Source organism: Pantoea sp. JV6 (genome assembly GCF_025910055.1).
Taxonomy (GTDB): Bacteria; Pseudomonadota; Gammaproteobacteria; order Enterobacterales; family Enterobacteriaceae; genus Pantoea; species Pantoea agglomerans.
On record NZ_JAPCIM010000012.1, the window covers coordinates 1 to 14,880 of the forward strand.

General features: G+C 58.0%; 14 protein-coding genes. All 14 read right to left on the reverse strand.

Annotated features, from left to right (window positions below):
• Window positions 1-40: 40 nt before the first annotated feature.
• The 14 genes from OK412_RS10205 to OK412_RS10270 all read right to left on the reverse strand — a co-directional run bounded on the left by OK412_RS10205 (window position 41) and on the right by OK412_RS10270 (window position 14,871).
• Window positions 41-1,546 carry a serine/threonine protein kinase gene (locus OK412_RS10205; protein WP_264353145.1) on the reverse strand — a complete coding sequence of 502 codons (1,506 nt, stop codon included), beginning with the start codon at window positions 1,544-1,546 and terminating at the stop codon, window positions 41-43.
• A 27-nt stretch (window positions 1,547-1,573) separates the two neighbouring features.
• Window positions 1,574-4,183 (reverse strand): type VI secretion system ATPase TssH, encoded by a 2,610-nt coding sequence (gene tssH / locus OK412_RS10210; protein WP_264353146.1) that lies wholly within the window; start codon window positions 4,181-4,183, stop codon window positions 1,574-1,576.
• A 54-nt stretch (window positions 4,184-4,237) separates the two neighbouring features.
• Complete coding sequence (gene tssG, locus OK412_RS10215) at window positions 4,238-5,284, reverse strand: type VI secretion system baseplate subunit TssG (RefSeq protein WP_193585851.1); 1,047 nt, start codon at window positions 5,282-5,284, stop codon at window positions 4,238-4,240.
• The gene (gene tssF / locus OK412_RS10220; protein WP_010669908.1) at window positions 5,281-7,152 is read right to left on the reverse strand and encodes a type VI secretion system baseplate subunit TssF; all 1,872 of its coding nucleotides are present in this window, start codon (window positions 7,150-7,152) and stop codon (window positions 5,281-5,283) included. The genes tssG and tssF overlap by 4 nt, the downstream gene beginning before the upstream one ends.
• 2 nt (window positions 7,153-7,154) lie before the next feature.
• On the reverse strand, window positions 7,155-7,730 hold the full coding sequence (gene tssE, locus OK412_RS10225; RefSeq protein WP_010669907.1) for a type VI secretion system baseplate subunit TssE: 576 nt from the start codon (window positions 7,728-7,730) through the stop codon (window positions 7,155-7,157).
• Window positions 7,720-8,547, reverse strand: a complete 828-nt coding sequence (locus tag OK412_RS10230) for a type VI secretion system accessory protein TagJ (protein WP_052270935.1) — start codon at window positions 8,545-8,547, stop codon at window positions 7,720-7,722. Before OK412_RS10230 ends, tssE begins: the two co-directional genes overlap by 11 nt.
• A gap of 16 nt (window positions 8,548-8,563) precedes the next feature.
• Window positions 8,564-9,538 carry a hypothetical protein gene (locus tag OK412_RS10235; RefSeq protein ID WP_264353147.1) on the reverse strand — a complete coding sequence of 325 codons (975 nt, stop codon included), beginning with the start codon at window positions 9,536-9,538 and terminating at the stop codon, window positions 8,564-8,566.
• A 10-nt stretch (window positions 9,539-9,548) separates the two neighbouring features.
• Complete coding sequence (locus tag OK412_RS10240; protein WP_264353148.1) at window positions 9,549-10,340, reverse strand: PP2C family protein-serine/threonine phosphatase; 792 nt, start codon at window positions 10,338-10,340, stop codon at window positions 9,549-9,551.
• Window positions 10,337-12,208, reverse strand: coding sequence for a type VI secretion system-associated FHA domain protein TagH (tagH, locus tag OK412_RS10245; RefSeq protein ID WP_250327416.1), 1,872 nt, complete (start codon window positions 12,206-12,208; stop codon window positions 10,337-10,339). The genes OK412_RS10240 and tagH overlap by 4 nt, the downstream gene beginning before the upstream one ends.
• A 391-nt stretch (window positions 12,209-12,599) precedes the next feature.
• Window positions 12,600-12,980 (reverse strand): lysozyme inhibitor LprI family protein, encoded by a 381-nt coding sequence (locus tag OK412_RS10250; protein ID WP_223564668.1) that lies wholly within the window; start codon window positions 12,978-12,980, stop codon window positions 12,600-12,602.
• A 41-nt stretch (window positions 12,981-13,021) separates the two neighbouring features.
• The gene (locus OK412_RS10255) at window positions 13,022-13,420 is read right to left on the reverse strand and encodes a lysozyme inhibitor LprI family protein (RefSeq protein WP_060679995.1); all 399 of its coding nucleotides are present in this window, start codon (window positions 13,418-13,420) and stop codon (window positions 13,022-13,024) included.
• A 79-nt stretch (window positions 13,421-13,499) separates the two neighbouring features.
• Window positions 13,500-13,874: a hypothetical protein gene (locus tag OK412_RS10260; protein WP_022625815.1), complete on the reverse strand. Its 375-nt coding sequence runs from the start codon at window positions 13,872-13,874 to the stop codon at window positions 13,500-13,502.
• Between the two features lie 149 nt (window positions 13,875-14,023).
• Entirely contained in the window at window positions 14,024-14,383 is a 360-nt protein-coding gene (locus OK412_RS10265; RefSeq protein ID WP_264353149.1) for a type VI secretion system amidase immunity protein Tai4, read from the reverse strand.
• Window positions 14,380-14,871: a type VI secretion system amidase effector protein Tae4 gene (locus OK412_RS10270; RefSeq protein ID WP_031592957.1), complete on the reverse strand. Its 492-nt coding sequence runs from the start codon at window positions 14,869-14,871 to the stop codon at window positions 14,380-14,382. The genes OK412_RS10265 and OK412_RS10270 overlap by 4 nt, the downstream gene beginning before the upstream one ends.
• Between the last annotated feature and the right edge of the window lie 9 nt (window positions 14,872-14,880).

Here is a 14,880-nt window from a genome sequence, read left to right on the forward strand (position 1 = left end):
CTGTGCAGTAATGCGTGAGAACATAAGTAATCCCTGACTATTAACTGTGTGGATCGAGCAACCAGACACCTTCTTCACTGATGTTCAGCGTTTGTTCGCGGGTGCCACTCTGGCCGCTGATGGCGAAGGTGTAGTTGCCCGGCGCCAGCTGCAGCGTGGCGAAGCCATTCACCGCCGGCACCAGCGCCTGCGGCTGACCGTTCACCTGAACGCGTTCACCCTGCTGCAGACGGATATAGACCTGGGCGACCGGAGCGGGCGGTGGTGCCGGTTGTGGATCGGGTTCACGCGCGGCGGTCTGCGCGGGCTCAGAAGTCTGAGCCGGAATGCTGGCAACCGTATCCGGTGAGGCGTCAGCCTGGGTCGGTGGCGCCGCAACCGGCTGGTTAACCGGCGCGACGGTGACGGCAGGCGCGTCGTTCTGCGCGATCTCAGCCGGCGGTGTCTGTTCGTTACCGCGTGACATCAGCAGACCGGCGCCCAGGCCGACCAGCACGCCAGCGGCAACCAGGCCTGGTAGTGCAAAGCGGTGTCCCAGCAGCGTTTTCAGTTTCGAGGCGGGTTTGATCACCTCCTCTTCTTCTTCAATCGGCACCAGCATGGTGCCCGGTCCGCTCATTTTTGCGCTGAGCAGCGGTTCCGGTTCGCGTTCCGGCAGCGCCATCAGCGCAGCAAAATCATCAATGCTCTGCGGACGATCTTCCGGTTTCAGCGCCAGCGCACGATCGACGGCGCTCAGCAGCGCAGTCGAGTAGCCTGCCATACGGCGCTGCACCAGCGGCTGATAGTTATCTTCGATGCTGCGCACCACGCTGACCGGCGGCGGCGCACCGGTGATCAGGGTATGCAGCACCGCGCCCAGCGCGTAAATATCGGTCCACGCGCCCTGCTCGCTCTCATCGTTGTCGCTGTACTGCTCAATCGGTGCATAGCCGGGACGCAGCATGGTCTCGCTCTCATCCGACAGATTGCCGATAGTTTTACGCGCCGACCCAAAGTCCAGCAGGATCGGCTCGCCACTGCTCTGAATCTGGACGTTATCCAGCGAAATATCGCGGTGCAGATAGCCCGCTTCATGGATGGTTTTGATCGCGCCCAGCAGCGGTGGCAGCATGCGACGGATCCAGGCCTCATTCACCGACTGCGGATTTCGTTCGCTGAAGTTCGAGAGCGTGGTGCCGCTGTAGAACACCGTACCCATATAGGCGGTGTCGTTCTGCACCCAGAAACGCAGCACATGCAGCAGGTTCGGATGGTTAAAGCGTGCCAGCAGACGCGCCTCCTGAATAAAGCTGTTCAGTCCGGCGTGAAAGGTTTTGCTGAACCGTTCGCTGCGCAGCACCAGATTCAGATCATCGCTTCGGACCGCCAGTGAGGCGGGCATAAACTCTTTGATGGCGATATCACGCTCAAGCTGGTGATCCCAGGCGCGATAGACGATGCCAAAGCCGCCACCGCCGATGACCTCTTTGATTTCAAACTCATTGAAGCGGTAACCCAGCGGCAGGGCGTTGGGGACATTCAGGGGTTGATCATGTTCCGACATATTCGATTACTCTCTGATAGCCAGGCTTTAAACCGCGAACTGGCAGACAAATTCACCCTGCTCACAACGCACATCGACGCGGCGATAGCGTTCATCACGGGCGTGGGCGCTCAGCAGGATCTGGCTCATCTGTGGCAACAGCGTGTTGGTGAGGATGGCATCCACCATGCGACCGCCCGACTCGACTTCGGTGCAGCGCTGCACGATCTGGCTCACCACCGACTCGTCGATCTGCGCTTCAATGCCGTGATTCTCGGCCAGACGACGCACAATGCGCGCCAGCTGCAGCCGCACAATCTCCGCCAGCATCGCGTCGCTGAGCGGGTAATACGGCACCACCAGCAGACGGCCCAACAGCGCAGGCGGGAACACCTCCAGCAGCGGCTTACGCAGCGCGGTGCTCAGGGCGTCGGGATCGGGCATCAGTTCAGGATCGGCACACATCGCGCTGATTAACTGCGTGCCGACATTGGAGGTCAGAATGATGATGGTGTTGCGGAAATCGATGTGCCGGCCTTCGCCATCCTCCATCCAGCCTTTATCAAACACCTGGAAGAAGAGCTCATGCACATCCGGATGGGCTTTCTCAATCTCATCCAGCAGCACCACGCTGTAGGGACGACGGCGAACGGCTTCGGTCAGCACGCCGCCCTCGCCGTAGCCGACGTAGCCCGGCGGTGCCCCTTTCAGCGTCGAGACGGTGTGCGCCTCCTGAAACTCACTCATGTTGATGGTGATGATGTTCTGCTCGCCGCCGTACAGCGACTCGGCCAGCGCCAGCGCGGTTTCGGTTTTGCCGACACCGGAAGGCCCGCACAGCATAAACACGCCGACCGGCTTGTTGGGATTATCAAGACGCGCGCGCGAGGTGCGTACCCGTCTTGCGATCAGATCCAGACCGTGACGCTGGCCGATGACCCGCTGGTTCAGGGTGTCGGCCAGATTCAGTACCGCGTCGATCTCATTCTTCACCATTCTGCCCAGCGGAATGCCGGTCCAGTCGGAGACCACGGCAGCCACCACGCCTGCATCGACGGCGGCAAACAGCAGCGGCGTGTCGCCCTGCAGCGCAGTAAGCTGCTGCTGCGTCGCATCACGCTGTGCACGCAGCGCCGCATCCTCTTCTGTCACACAGCGGGCGCGCAACGCAATCAGCGTCTCGACCAGTTCGCGCTCCTGCAGCCAGCGCTGTTGCAGCGCATCCCGCTCGGCTTCCAGCGCAGTGCGCTGCGCTGCAATCGCCTGCTGGCGGGTGGCGTCGCCCAGGCCCACCCGGATTTCACGTTCGATGATCTCCGCTTCAATCTCCAGCGCCGCCAGACGGTGAAGACAATCTTCCAGCGCCGCGGGCTGCGCGCCCTGGCTAACTGCCACGCGGGCGCAGGCGGTATCCAGCAGCGCCACCGCTTTGTCAGGCAGCTGGCGCGCCGGAATGTAGCGATGCGACAGTTTCACCGCCGCACTGACCGCATCATCCAGCAACAGCACCCGATGATGTTTCTCCAGTGCGCTGACGGTGCTGCGCAGCATCAGAATCGCTTTGGCTTCATCCGGCTCCTGCACCTGCACGGTCTGGAAGCGACGGGTCAGCGCCGGATCTTTCTCGATGTACTTTTTGTATTCGGCCCAGGTGGTCGCGCCGATGGTGCGCAGCTGTCCACGTGCCAGCGCCGGTTTAAGCAGGTTGGCGGCATCACCGGTGCCCTGCTGACCGCCTGCCCCGACCAGGGTGTGGATCTCATCAACAAACAGCACAATCGGCGTCAGGCTGGACTGCACCTCATTGATCAGCGCCTGCAGTCGCGCTTCAAACTCCCCTTTCATGCCGGCACCCGCCTGCAGCATGCCGATGTCCAGCAGCCAGAGCTGCACATCGCGCAGCGGCGCAGGCACATCGCCCGCCGCGATACGCAGCGCGAGGCCTTCGACCACCGCGGTTTTCCCGACGCCCGCTTCGCCGGTCAGCAACGGGTTGTTCTGGCGGCGACGCATCAGGATATCGACCATCTGGCGGATTTCGTCGTCACGTCCGGTTACCGGATCGATAAGGCCTTCACGGGCACGCGCCGTCAGGTCCTGCGCATATTGTGCCAGCGTACTGCCACTGGCGGCGGGCGGTGCGCCGCCAGCATCCGCCGGTGCGCTCAGCACCTGCTGTGCTTCCTTGCTGTTGCTGAGCAGCGTGTCGAACTCCGCCAGCAGCGCATCGGCGTTGACGCGGCTGAACTGACCGGAGATGCCTTTCAGCACGCTGGCCAGGTTGAAGGTTTTCAGCATGCCGATCAGCAGATGGCCGCCGCGAATGCGGGTCGCGCCATATTTCAGCGAGGCGTAAACCCACGCCCGTTCAACGGCACTGTCGATATGCTCGGAGAGGTCTGAGACCGCACTGGCACCTCGCGGCAGGCGATCCAGCGCGGCAACGATGTCCTGAGTCAGGGCCTTTTCATCCAGTGAAAAATGTGTGATGACCTGCTGTAAGTCGCCATCCTGCTGCTGCATCAGCTGATGCAGCCAGTGCACCAGCTCAACATAGGGATTGCCGCGCAGTTTGCAAAAGGCGGTGGCGCTTTCCAGCGAGGTAAATAACAGCGTATCCAGTTTGCCGAATAGCACGGCACGGCTGATTTCTGACATAGGGGGCTCTCTTCAATGAAAGACGCAGGCTGTGTAACAGGAAAAGCGGCTGGGCTAGCGCGAAGCAGCCTCAACCTCAAACATAAAATCTTCACGATCTTGCGACTGCGGCGCATGCCCCAGCCAGCTGGTATAGCCGAGTCGGGCACCTCCACCCAGCGCCACACCCTGCACCTCGTCAGCGGCCAGGATCAGGCTGAGATCCCACTGCATTTCAATGCCGAGGTAGTGACGCACCCAGTCGCGTACTTCACGCGCGCCGGGGGCATCCGGCAGAAAACGGGCATACTGCGCCGCGCTGAGCGGTCCCAGGTGCAGGCGAAAACGGTGCTGCACGTCGCGCACCGCCACGCCGAGAAACGCAGAAGCGCCCAGCCGGGGCATATGGCGTCCCGCGCCCAGTCGGGCCTGATCGCGGCTGTCCAGCGTCAGCCAGTGCGGCAGGTTCTGCGTCAGCCTGACCGGCACGCCAAAGTAGTGGCGCAGAATGCGCACCAGCCCTTCGGCATCGTGGCCGTGGCGGCTGAGGTGACCCACCAGCATCAGTCGGGCATGGAGGCTGAGCGAGCTGGCCTGCTGCTGGGCCGGTAGGCCGATGCCCGCCAGGCAGGCGAGATAGTTCAGGAAGCGACTGTCGTCGGGGCGATCCAGCGACACGGTCGGTTGCGCATCGGCCCAGGCACGATAAAAAAGCAGCGTAGCGCGATGGTGAAACAGGTCAGCAAACGCCGACAGGCTGTGATCCTGATGATGCACGATACGTTCATGCACATATTCGGTCAGATGGGTCGGCAACGGGCCGTTGGGGCCAAACAGGCCGAAGCTGTAGATGGAGAGCTCATGACGTCCCGGCTCGTCACGCGGCGTGGCGCTGGCGACGGTGGCGGGCGCAAACGCCAGTGACGGTGTCTGACCGATACGCACCGATTCGAACTTCGGCAGCGGCGCACGGCCCAGCGGATAGCGCTGACCGCCCTGCGCATCCAGCCGCCGCAGCAGCTGGAACAGATCGTAGCGCCACGGCGCGGCCATCACCCGCTGCCAGAAATCATCCGGCAGACGGGTGAGCCGGGGCAGCGAAATCACCTTTTCGCCACTCATATCAGCGCTTTCCGGCCCATGCGCGGCGGCCAGTAGCCCACTTCTCCACGCTGCTGGCTGTTCAGGGTGAACTCCGTGAAGCTGTTGAGCGCCACAAGGCGGCCACAGACCCGCTCCAGCACGCTGCCGAACAGCCACGGGCTGGCACCCGAAAACGCCTGCTCATCCACTTCCAGCGTGATGCTGACACCGCGCGCAAACACCACCGGGCCCGGCTCCGGCACGCGGCGGTTGACCGCGCTGAGCGTGCAGTGGCGGATGCCGTCAATCTGACGTGCGACCGGCGCTTCCGCCAGGTTGGCGTAGAGGCTCAGCAGCTGACGCAGCGCCGCCGCACCTTCTCCGTCGCTGCTGTCCATCAGGCTGAGGTAGTTCATCTGCAGATGGCTGATCAGCCGCCACGCGGAAAGTCCCTCGGCCAGCGCCGGACGCGGAGGCGTCGGGCCTTTGCACAGCTTCAGCTCCGATACCGGAATGGAGTCCGGCATCACGAAGTTGCCCTGATCCTGCTGCAGCATCAGCGGCAGATCGCGGCTGGTACACATCACGTCCGCGGAGAGATAGCGCACCTCGTCGTGCCACGGCGCGTGATGCTCATCCACCAGCGACAGAAAGACTTCTGAGCCGATGTAACCGGTGCGCGTGCCGTAGCGCTGCGCCTGCTCGGACAGCGTACGCTGTTCGCGGCGCAGTGAAAAATAGGCACCGTAATCGCCCTGGTCACCGCTGAAGGTGCTCCAGAACGGACGGAAAACCTGCTCTTCCCGCTTGCCCTCTACCGTAGCGAACAGCCGCTGCACCGAGTGCACCTCATAATCCAGCGGACGGATGTTATCTACCACCAGATGATATTCATGCTGGCTGTCGCTGACCTTCAGGCGCTCGGCGGTTTTCGGAAACAGATTGATGACAGGCGTGCAGTGCAGCGCCAGATGGCTGTGATCGACCACGCTTTCCAGCGCGCTGTCCGCTTTATCGAGCAGAATGATGATGTCGAACGCCATGGCGTTGTCGCAGCGGCGCAGAAACGGGGCCAACTGGCTCAGACTGATAAACTGGAAGCGCGCCGGAAAGGCGAAATACTCCTGCAACAGACGATAGCCGTCGAAGTTGCGCAGATCGTCCGGCAGCAGCGCCTGCTCCGGCGCAAAGCCCTGCTGCTGTAACGCGTCGTCTGTCAGCACCTGACGCTGCGGACGCTTCTCAACCGACTGCAGCACGATGCCCACCCGGTGCTGCATCAGCAGCTCCAGCAGTTTCAGTGCCTGGATATCCGGGCCGCTGAGAAACAGCATCAGATCGTCCACGCTAAGCTGACTCAGCGAGGAGATCCCTTCGCAGCTGATGCGGATACGCAGCGCACTGACCGCGCCCAGACCGCCGAGTTTCAGCTCGCCAGAGGGCAGATCGCCGGGCACGCCGCCGAGACTGGCTTCACTGATGCGCAGCGGATGCAGTACCACATCGTGCGCGGTGGTGTAGCTGCAGGTCACGCCGGTTTTTTTCAGGTTCTGGCTCTCCATCATGGTGCCGCGCGGCACGCGAAAGCCCTGCGTGATGTCGCCTTTGCGGCTGTCCGGCGTCAGCTGAGCGATCGCCATTGACGGCGTTGGCGAGAGATAGGATGGCGCAATCATCTCCAGCAGACGCTGCGAGAAACGCGGAAACTCCGCATCCATCTTCAGCTGCACGCGCGACGTCAGGAAGGCAAAACCTTCCATCAGCCGCTCGACATAGGGGTCCGCCACGTCAATGCCGCGCATGCCAAGACGTCCTGCCACTTTAGGGTAGCGCGCAGCGAACTCGGCCCCCATCTCACGCAGGTAGGCCAGTTCACGGTTGTAATAGTCGAGCAGATTGCTGTCCATGATTACCCTGCATCCTGTAGTTCGAAATGGCCGCTCTCCAGATCAACCTGAGTGCGGAACAGAAACGCCAGCGGATAAGGCACGCACCAGAGCCGCCCTTTGATCTCAATCGACAGCACGTTGTGCAGGCTGAGCGAGCCGAGATCGCTGACGCAGCGCACCTGTAAACCCTGCGGCAGGATGCGCGGCTCGAAGTGCAGAATGGCGTTGGTCATTTTGCGCTGCATATCCTGCCATTCGATATCGGAGACGTTCTGCCCGGCCAGCGGTGCCACACCGAAGTTCCAGACAGAGCGCTGCACCTGGTCAAAGCCGCTGAGATCCTGCTGCGCTTCATTGTTGATGGTGTTGAACAGCCACTGCAGATCGCGCAGTACGTGGCGGCGCAGCGTACTGTGAGTGATCAGCATGCTGTTGTCCGCTTCCTGCTGTTTATCCGGCGCGTTGTCGGTCAGGCGATCCAGCAGCGAGGATTGCAGCTTGTCGCGGGCGGTTAACGCATCGCGTTTTTTACGCGCGCGAAAGCCGCCATGCAGCTGGGCATAGCCGTCATTGTGCGCGCCTGAATCATGGCTCATCGGCGGACTCAACGCTGTCAAACGCGACCTGCTGCAGGCTCAGCAGCGAAAATTCCGCGCTGTCGCTGAGCCACATTTTTTGTCCCTGGCCGATAAACTGGTCCGGATCCTCACCCAGCGGCTGCCATTCGGTGACGCTGGCGCGCAGAAAACGTTCGTCAGATGCCGCCAGCAGCGGATAGCGCGCCGGGATCTGGCACACCTGCTCGCTGCCATCAACCAGCTGCACACGCGTGTGACGCCACACCAGATCGGTGACGCTGGCGGGCGCCTGAAACTGCATCTCACGAATGGCGGCAAACGGGATCCAGTAATAACGGCCCTGACTGATGACTTCACACACTGGCCCGAAACGGCTGTCGCCATCCATCAGCCAGCTGAATGCGGTGGGCTGATCCTGCTGCGTTGCGGTGCCGGGATTGGCCGCCGCGAGCTCAAGCGCTTCAGCCCGCAGCGTGCTGCCGCGCACGACATCACCCGCTACCTCGGCCTGCAAGGCGGCCAGCAGTGTGTCGCACCAGTGCCAGGCGCTGCCCGGCAGCACCGGCCCGGCCTCGCCACGCAGCGCCGCGTCACGCTGCAGCTCACCGGCGATCGCCTGTTGCAGCAGATTAACTGTCGGTTGCGCCTGCGGGCTTAACGCCAGCCAGGATTGCAGCTGCGTCTGCGCGCGCGCCCAGTTGCCGGAAAGACAGAGCAGCTGCACAAAGGCGGCCCGCAGGTCAGCATTCGCCGGATTTGCCTGAATCTGGCGGGTCACGTCAGCGAGCGTCTCGCCGAGAGTGGCGCTGGCCAGACGGTGTTGTAAGGATTCCATGCAAACTCCTTTTGCGTCAGTTAAGGGTGCGGTAGACCGCAGCGGCGGGATCTTTCAGTTCAGGATGGAGTTTTTCCACCAGCTGCACGCTCAGCGCGGCATCGCCGCTGATCCACGGCGACCAGACTTTACGGACTTCCTGCAGACGCGCCTGCAGCGCACTCTGATCGACGGCTTCGCTGACGGGCATCTGCACCACCACCTGACGCGTTGCCTGCCAGCCGTTAAAGCGGTTGCTGAACGGCAGAATCAGCCAGCTATCCGGGGATTTTTCATTGCTCAGCACCATGCGTTCACTGTTGACCGTGGTGATGTGCAGTTCGGCAGTGGGCGACTGATTGCTCAGCCCCATCACCGGAAAACCCTGCAGGAAAGTCACGCCGACTGCCGCAGGTGCGCCGTTACCCTGTTGCGTCAGTCGGCTGTGTCCGCTTAGCCAGCCATCCGAACCACAGATCAGCCCCTGCTTTGCCGGAACAAACAGCGCGCTGCCCTGTGCCGGGTGCTGCCACCAGGTACGGAAATGGCAGCCGTCCAGCAGACTGAATTGCAGCCACGGCGACGTGTCGGCCTGGGCGGCGTTGCGTAGTGCATCTGCGGGGACCGCTGTAGCCGTCGGCTGGACCGGCTGCGTTGCGGGCGGCGTCACCACGGTTTTCCACTGCTGCGCACGGGCGGCGCTGCCAGTAGCAATTTCACTCCCCTGCGCATCGGTCAGTTGCCAGTGCAACTGTTGCAGCGGTTTACACTGCGACGCCATCAGTCCGGCAACGCGGGGCAGAAAATCTTTCAGCACCGCGGCGTTTTTTTCGCCCAGCGTGACGATGCGCAGGTTAATGGTGCTGTTACACCAGCTCGACAGCTGATTGTTTTTTACGTCATCAATCCAGACATCCAGTTTCTGTGCCGGGGACTGTACGATGCGATAGTTTTCAGCATAAGCCTGCGTGCTGAGCAGCAGCGCAGCCAGACCCAGTAATCCATATTTCATGTTGGCGTTCTCAATCTCGCAGAGGGAAGAACTGCGCCGCTTCAGAGAGCGAGTGCAGCAAGGTGGTGTCCTGAGGTGATCCAATCCAGACGGCCAGCGCACTGAAATTATCCTGCTGCCCCTGATCGGGCTGATCGTTCCTGATGATTTGCTGCATCAGCGTCAGCCACTCTTCCGGCGTATTCACCATGTGCAGCGACTGCTGCATCTGTTCCAGCGTCACGCCGTGCCAGAAACCATCGGTGCAGAGTAAAAAGGCGTCGCCATCTTCAATCCCGACCACCTCGCTGTAGCTGGCGTCACGCTGCTCATCGCCCATCCCCAGCGCAAAATAGAGCAGATTGCTGTTAATGCCTTCGGTGCGATGCCCGGCATCTTTCATCTGCTGCACCAGGCTGTGGTCGGTGGTGACCAGATAGAGATAGCCGCGACGGAACAGATAGAGGCGGCTGTCACCTGCATGGGCCCAGCAGGCCAGATGGTAGTCGCGGTCAATGAACAGGCTGACCAGCGTAGTGCCCATCCGGCTGTGTTCGCTGCTGGCTTTTTGCTGCTGGCGGATGGCGTCATTCGCCTGATTGACGTAGTTACGAATCGACTGCGCATTGAGATGCGCATCGCCATCAAACGACTGCAGCAGGCTGCTGCGGGCAATCGATGCCGCGATATCCCCGCCGGGAAACCCGGCTACACCGTCGCAGACCACAAAGCAGGCCGAGCGCTTACCGATGACATCACCGATCTGATCCTGGTTACTGGCGCGATCGCCCTGATTCGACGTCGAGGCAATAGTGATATTCATGCGTCATCCGTGTGGGTTTGTGAGTCTTTGTACTGATTAACTTCCAGGTCATAGGCGTGCAGGAACGCTTCGCCGAACAGGGTGTGGAAATCGTCTTCGATCTCGCCCGCCGTCTCGCCGTAGCGCTCAACAAAATGCTCCCAGAGCGCCGCTTTACGGCTGCCCGGCAGGCCGATACGTGACACCGATCCCGCCTGACGCGCCTCCTCCTCCAGCTGCTCCGGGTTAAAGGATTGCAGCATTGAGGCGATGATGGCGCGGATACCGGCGATCATGCCCAGCTGGTGCGCCTGCAGATCGATCAGCGCATCACGCACTGCCTGACGCGGCGGCATAAAGCCCGGCATCCGGCTGCCAAACATCTGCATTAAGACGGTTTTGCCTGAAGGCAGTAGCTTGAACGGGTTGTTGGCGTCGTCGAGGATTACCGTCATGTCTGCCTTCACCCCGCGCTTGAGGATCGAACGCGAAGAGAGTAGCGCCACCGTACCCTGCGAAAACATGCTCAGCATCTGCCCGAATTGCAGCATCTGCTCACGGTCAAATTGCGGCGTCGGCTGCAGGTCGCGCAGACCCATTCCCTCCAGCAACGCATCCAGTAGTTCGCCCTTGAGAGCATCACCGCTGCTTTCGCTGGGTGTCGTCGGGTGCGCAGCGGCGGCATGGTGGCGACCGGAAGCTACGGGATCGATGCGCAACCGCCCTTTCGGCGTCGGGGATGGCGTACGCTGTACCGCCTGCGGCGTGGGCAGCGTAATTCCGCCGTAATCGATCTGTGGATTTACCGCGTCAGACTGGCCGGGCAGTTCCTCGTCAATCAGCGGTGTCTGCTGCTGTGCCTCAGGGTGAGGCTGGCTGTGAGTCTCATGCTGTGATTCGTCGAAGCTGAACAACGGTGAGTGATCGGTGTCGTTCAGGCTGGCGGGATCCTGCTCCGATGGACGTGCGGCCATCGGCTCATTTTTTGCCACCGGTTGAGGTGGCACATGCAACGTGGCCGGTTTCGGCGTCGTCAGCTCCGGCTGCGCCAGCGGCACCGCGTTGCCCATCATCAGACCCAGCGGATCATCATGGTTGCGCGCATCCGTGCTGCTCTCGCCGTCAAACAGGCTCAGCGGATCAAGTTCAGCGGCAGGCGTTTCAGCCTGCGGTGGCGCCGTGTTTTGCTGAGCAGACAGCGTGCTTGGCGTCCGGTCGTCAAAAATACTCTGCTGCCCGAACAGCGCATCGCCTTCATCAAACAGGCTGCTGTTTTTTGGCTGCTGACCATAATCCAGCGGCGCATCGTTAATCAGCTGAGCCAGCGGATCTTCCGGATTTCGGTCAGGACGAGCGGGCGCAGTCAGCGGATGGGCCTCAGGCATCTCTGGCGCAGCTTTGCGTTTAGAGAGATCGTCCGAAATCGAAAACTCTTTCGCCAGGCTGTCCCAGATTTCGCTGGGAATGGCGGCGGTGGTGCTGGCTTTTTCCGCTGCCGGTTCGCGAACGGGTGCTACGGGCTGCACCGGCTCAGGACGCGGAACAGCTCTTTCACTCTGCGGTTGCTGCGCACTGTTGAGATCGCTGACCAGCAATTGGTAATCATCGATGCCCAGTATGTCTCCATCCTGCAGCTCAACCTGACGTCCGCGTTCCAGCGGAATATCGTTGAGTAACACGCGCGTCACATTGCCACGGTTGGTCAGGCGACATTCGCCATTTGCCGTGATGTGCACAATCGCCTGCAGGCGGGAGAGTGTGCGATCGTCATCCGGCAGCACCAGATTATTATCCACACCACGACCAATGGTGCCGCCAGGCGGAAAGAAATCACAATGAGTCTGCGGCGGCTGTTGGCCGGGTTTAGTCGTTATTATCGTAAAGCGCATAACGGATTCCTGCGGTTAGCGGTTCGGCATCTATACCGCGCACCTCTCGGGGAAAAGCGCGGGGTATAGGGAGCGGGAGGTTTTAATTTTGGGAGTTGTTTTTTAAATACTGTGCCACTGGATTAATTCAATCCTTTAAACAGAGAAAATTTATATTTATTTAAAAAGATGAAGCTGCGTTAACGGCTTATTTTTAAATAACATACAGGGTAAAAATTAAAATAGTTGCAAAGATGATTGCATTACAATCACCAGAAACCACTCTGCTGAAATATCATTTATACAGAATTATTTACCGGTATTGAAAAAACGGGATTACAGCGTAATGCAGAGAGTGATATTCATAGAGAATGTCGTGCCCAGCCTGTAAACCCTAAGCACGACGACATAATCAGTAAGGCAGTTGCTTCAGAATAGCAGTACGTTCTTTGTCGATGCGGATAACACAGAGGTTGGTGGCAACCGCATTCGCATTGCTGCCTTCTTCAGCGGCAAAAGCTTCCAGCTTGCACTGACCATCACGATACTTCAGCCAGTTACGCTGGGTATCCACCAGCGTGGTGACATAGTCATCAGCCAGTTTTTTCTGCGTTCCGTACATCTGTACAATGCGTTTTTTAGCCGTCTGGTATTCTTTGTTGAGGTCATCTTCCGCCAGCTTCTTCTGCTGAACAGTACACTGAAATAGCGCACCGTCTGAAGGCTGTTTTGCACAGGTATCTTCAGCGAGCGCTGAAGCGCTGATGCAAAGAGACACAGTGATTAAAGCCAATTTATGCAGTCTCTTCATATATTTCTCAGCAGTCTGTACCATCAATGATAAGGAATTAACTTAAGTTTTTTAATTCTTTGCTCGTTAAGTTCAGAAGTACACATATTAATATTAGCGTTACTTAAATCACTTCCCTTATCTGCAGCATAAGAAGCCAGTTTACAATCATTCTCTCTATACTTCAGCCAGGCTCGTTGAGCTTCAGTCAACGCATCCATATACTGGCTTAACTCTTTGTTGTCACCTTTAAAAAGCGTTTCAACTCTGGTCTTAGCCAGCTTATATTCTTTGTTTAAATCAAGCTCAGTTTCGTTCCTGTTTTTCTGGGTGCAGGTATGAACTTCCTGGTCATTATTTCCGCTTGAACAATCACTGGTTGCGAAGACGGGGGAAACATAAAAAACTGTGACGCACAGCAACAAAGAAAAATAAGTTCTCATTAAAAATCTCACATGTAATAACACACCTATGTCTGAGAACAAGTGCAGACTCAATATGCAGTAATTTTTATAAACGATGTTATTTAATCACCCCAAGATCCCGAGCAATAACTTTACTTTTAAAGGTTACGATATAATCCCAGAGGCCGTTGCCCTTCTGGCTTGGATAAAAAGAATAATCATACTGTCCGTTGGTAAAGCGATAACCCCGGAAGTCGCAGACGTCAGGACAATTTGAATTTATCGTTTCACCTTTAAGAAATATCGATGAATTGTCTTTTACTCTGGTTGACTTAAGCGAAACATCATCACAGGTGACGTTACCTTCATCACAATCATATTCAATATCCGCTTTGAATATTTTTCCTTCAAAGTGTGAAACTGACTTCGCCAAAACAAATGAAGGTGAAACTAAAAGCACTATCATAATCAAATGACTTACTTTCTTCATCATGTGGCAAGTTCCGTATAAGAGTAATTTACATTATACTGCTCAACTTCAGGTTTAATTATCGGCTTCATTTAACTAAACATATTCTCTTTTGAAAATTCGCTGCTGATGTTTAGCGCTGCATCAACTTTTAATTCCCCTAAAAATAAACGCTATTTCTTATACTTATTGTAGAGCGCCTCGGCATCCTGACTTTGGGAAAGCAACGTGCATTTCATCATATTGAAGTTTCCTGTGACCGAGCCAGTCAGGTTCATCTTCAGATACGCATTGATTAACTTATCTCCATCACTGAATGCTTCAACAGGGAGATGACTTACCTCTAACCAGGCTGACGCGCTTTTAAATGCATCATCGGTGAAAACCTTGTCAGTCGCAGCTTTTCCTGCACAACGGTTCAGAAGCCAGTTGCTGAAAATCTCCGGTTGCTTAAAGGAGTCTGGCGCCGGTGGCGTTATCGCCAGCGCCGCAGGAGATAAAGTCAGAGCAAATAACATCAGGAATTTTTTCATTTCAGTATCCACAAGGAGGCAACATCAGGAACAAAACTACCATTTTCTGCGCCACCCAGGAAGTGACAGGTATCAGAGCAGATATTGCCGTTCCAGAGTGTCACGTGCCCACGGGCATTGCTCCAGCCACTCCCCTGAAACACAATGATCCCCTGCTTACCGTTAAATGAGCCGGGTTTTGGTGAGGTCACAGTCAGGTCTGGCTGACCAAACGCACCGACTAAAAAGTCCATCATATCGTTGACGCGAAACATATAACGCTTTTTGTCTTTACCCGTTACGGTCGCATAACGGCTGTTTGCGGGAACAGGAACACCAGTGTAATTAAGAACATAGCTCATTCTTATTGGGCAGGCATTCTCGAAAATTCCGGCGGTGATATTCGCCTCTACTTTTCCACCCAGTATTTCCCCCACCTTCTCTACTCCAACATTGACTTCAGAGAAGCGATTCCAGGCGGCCGAAAACTGAGGTCTCAAATGTGCCATAGCAGAGCT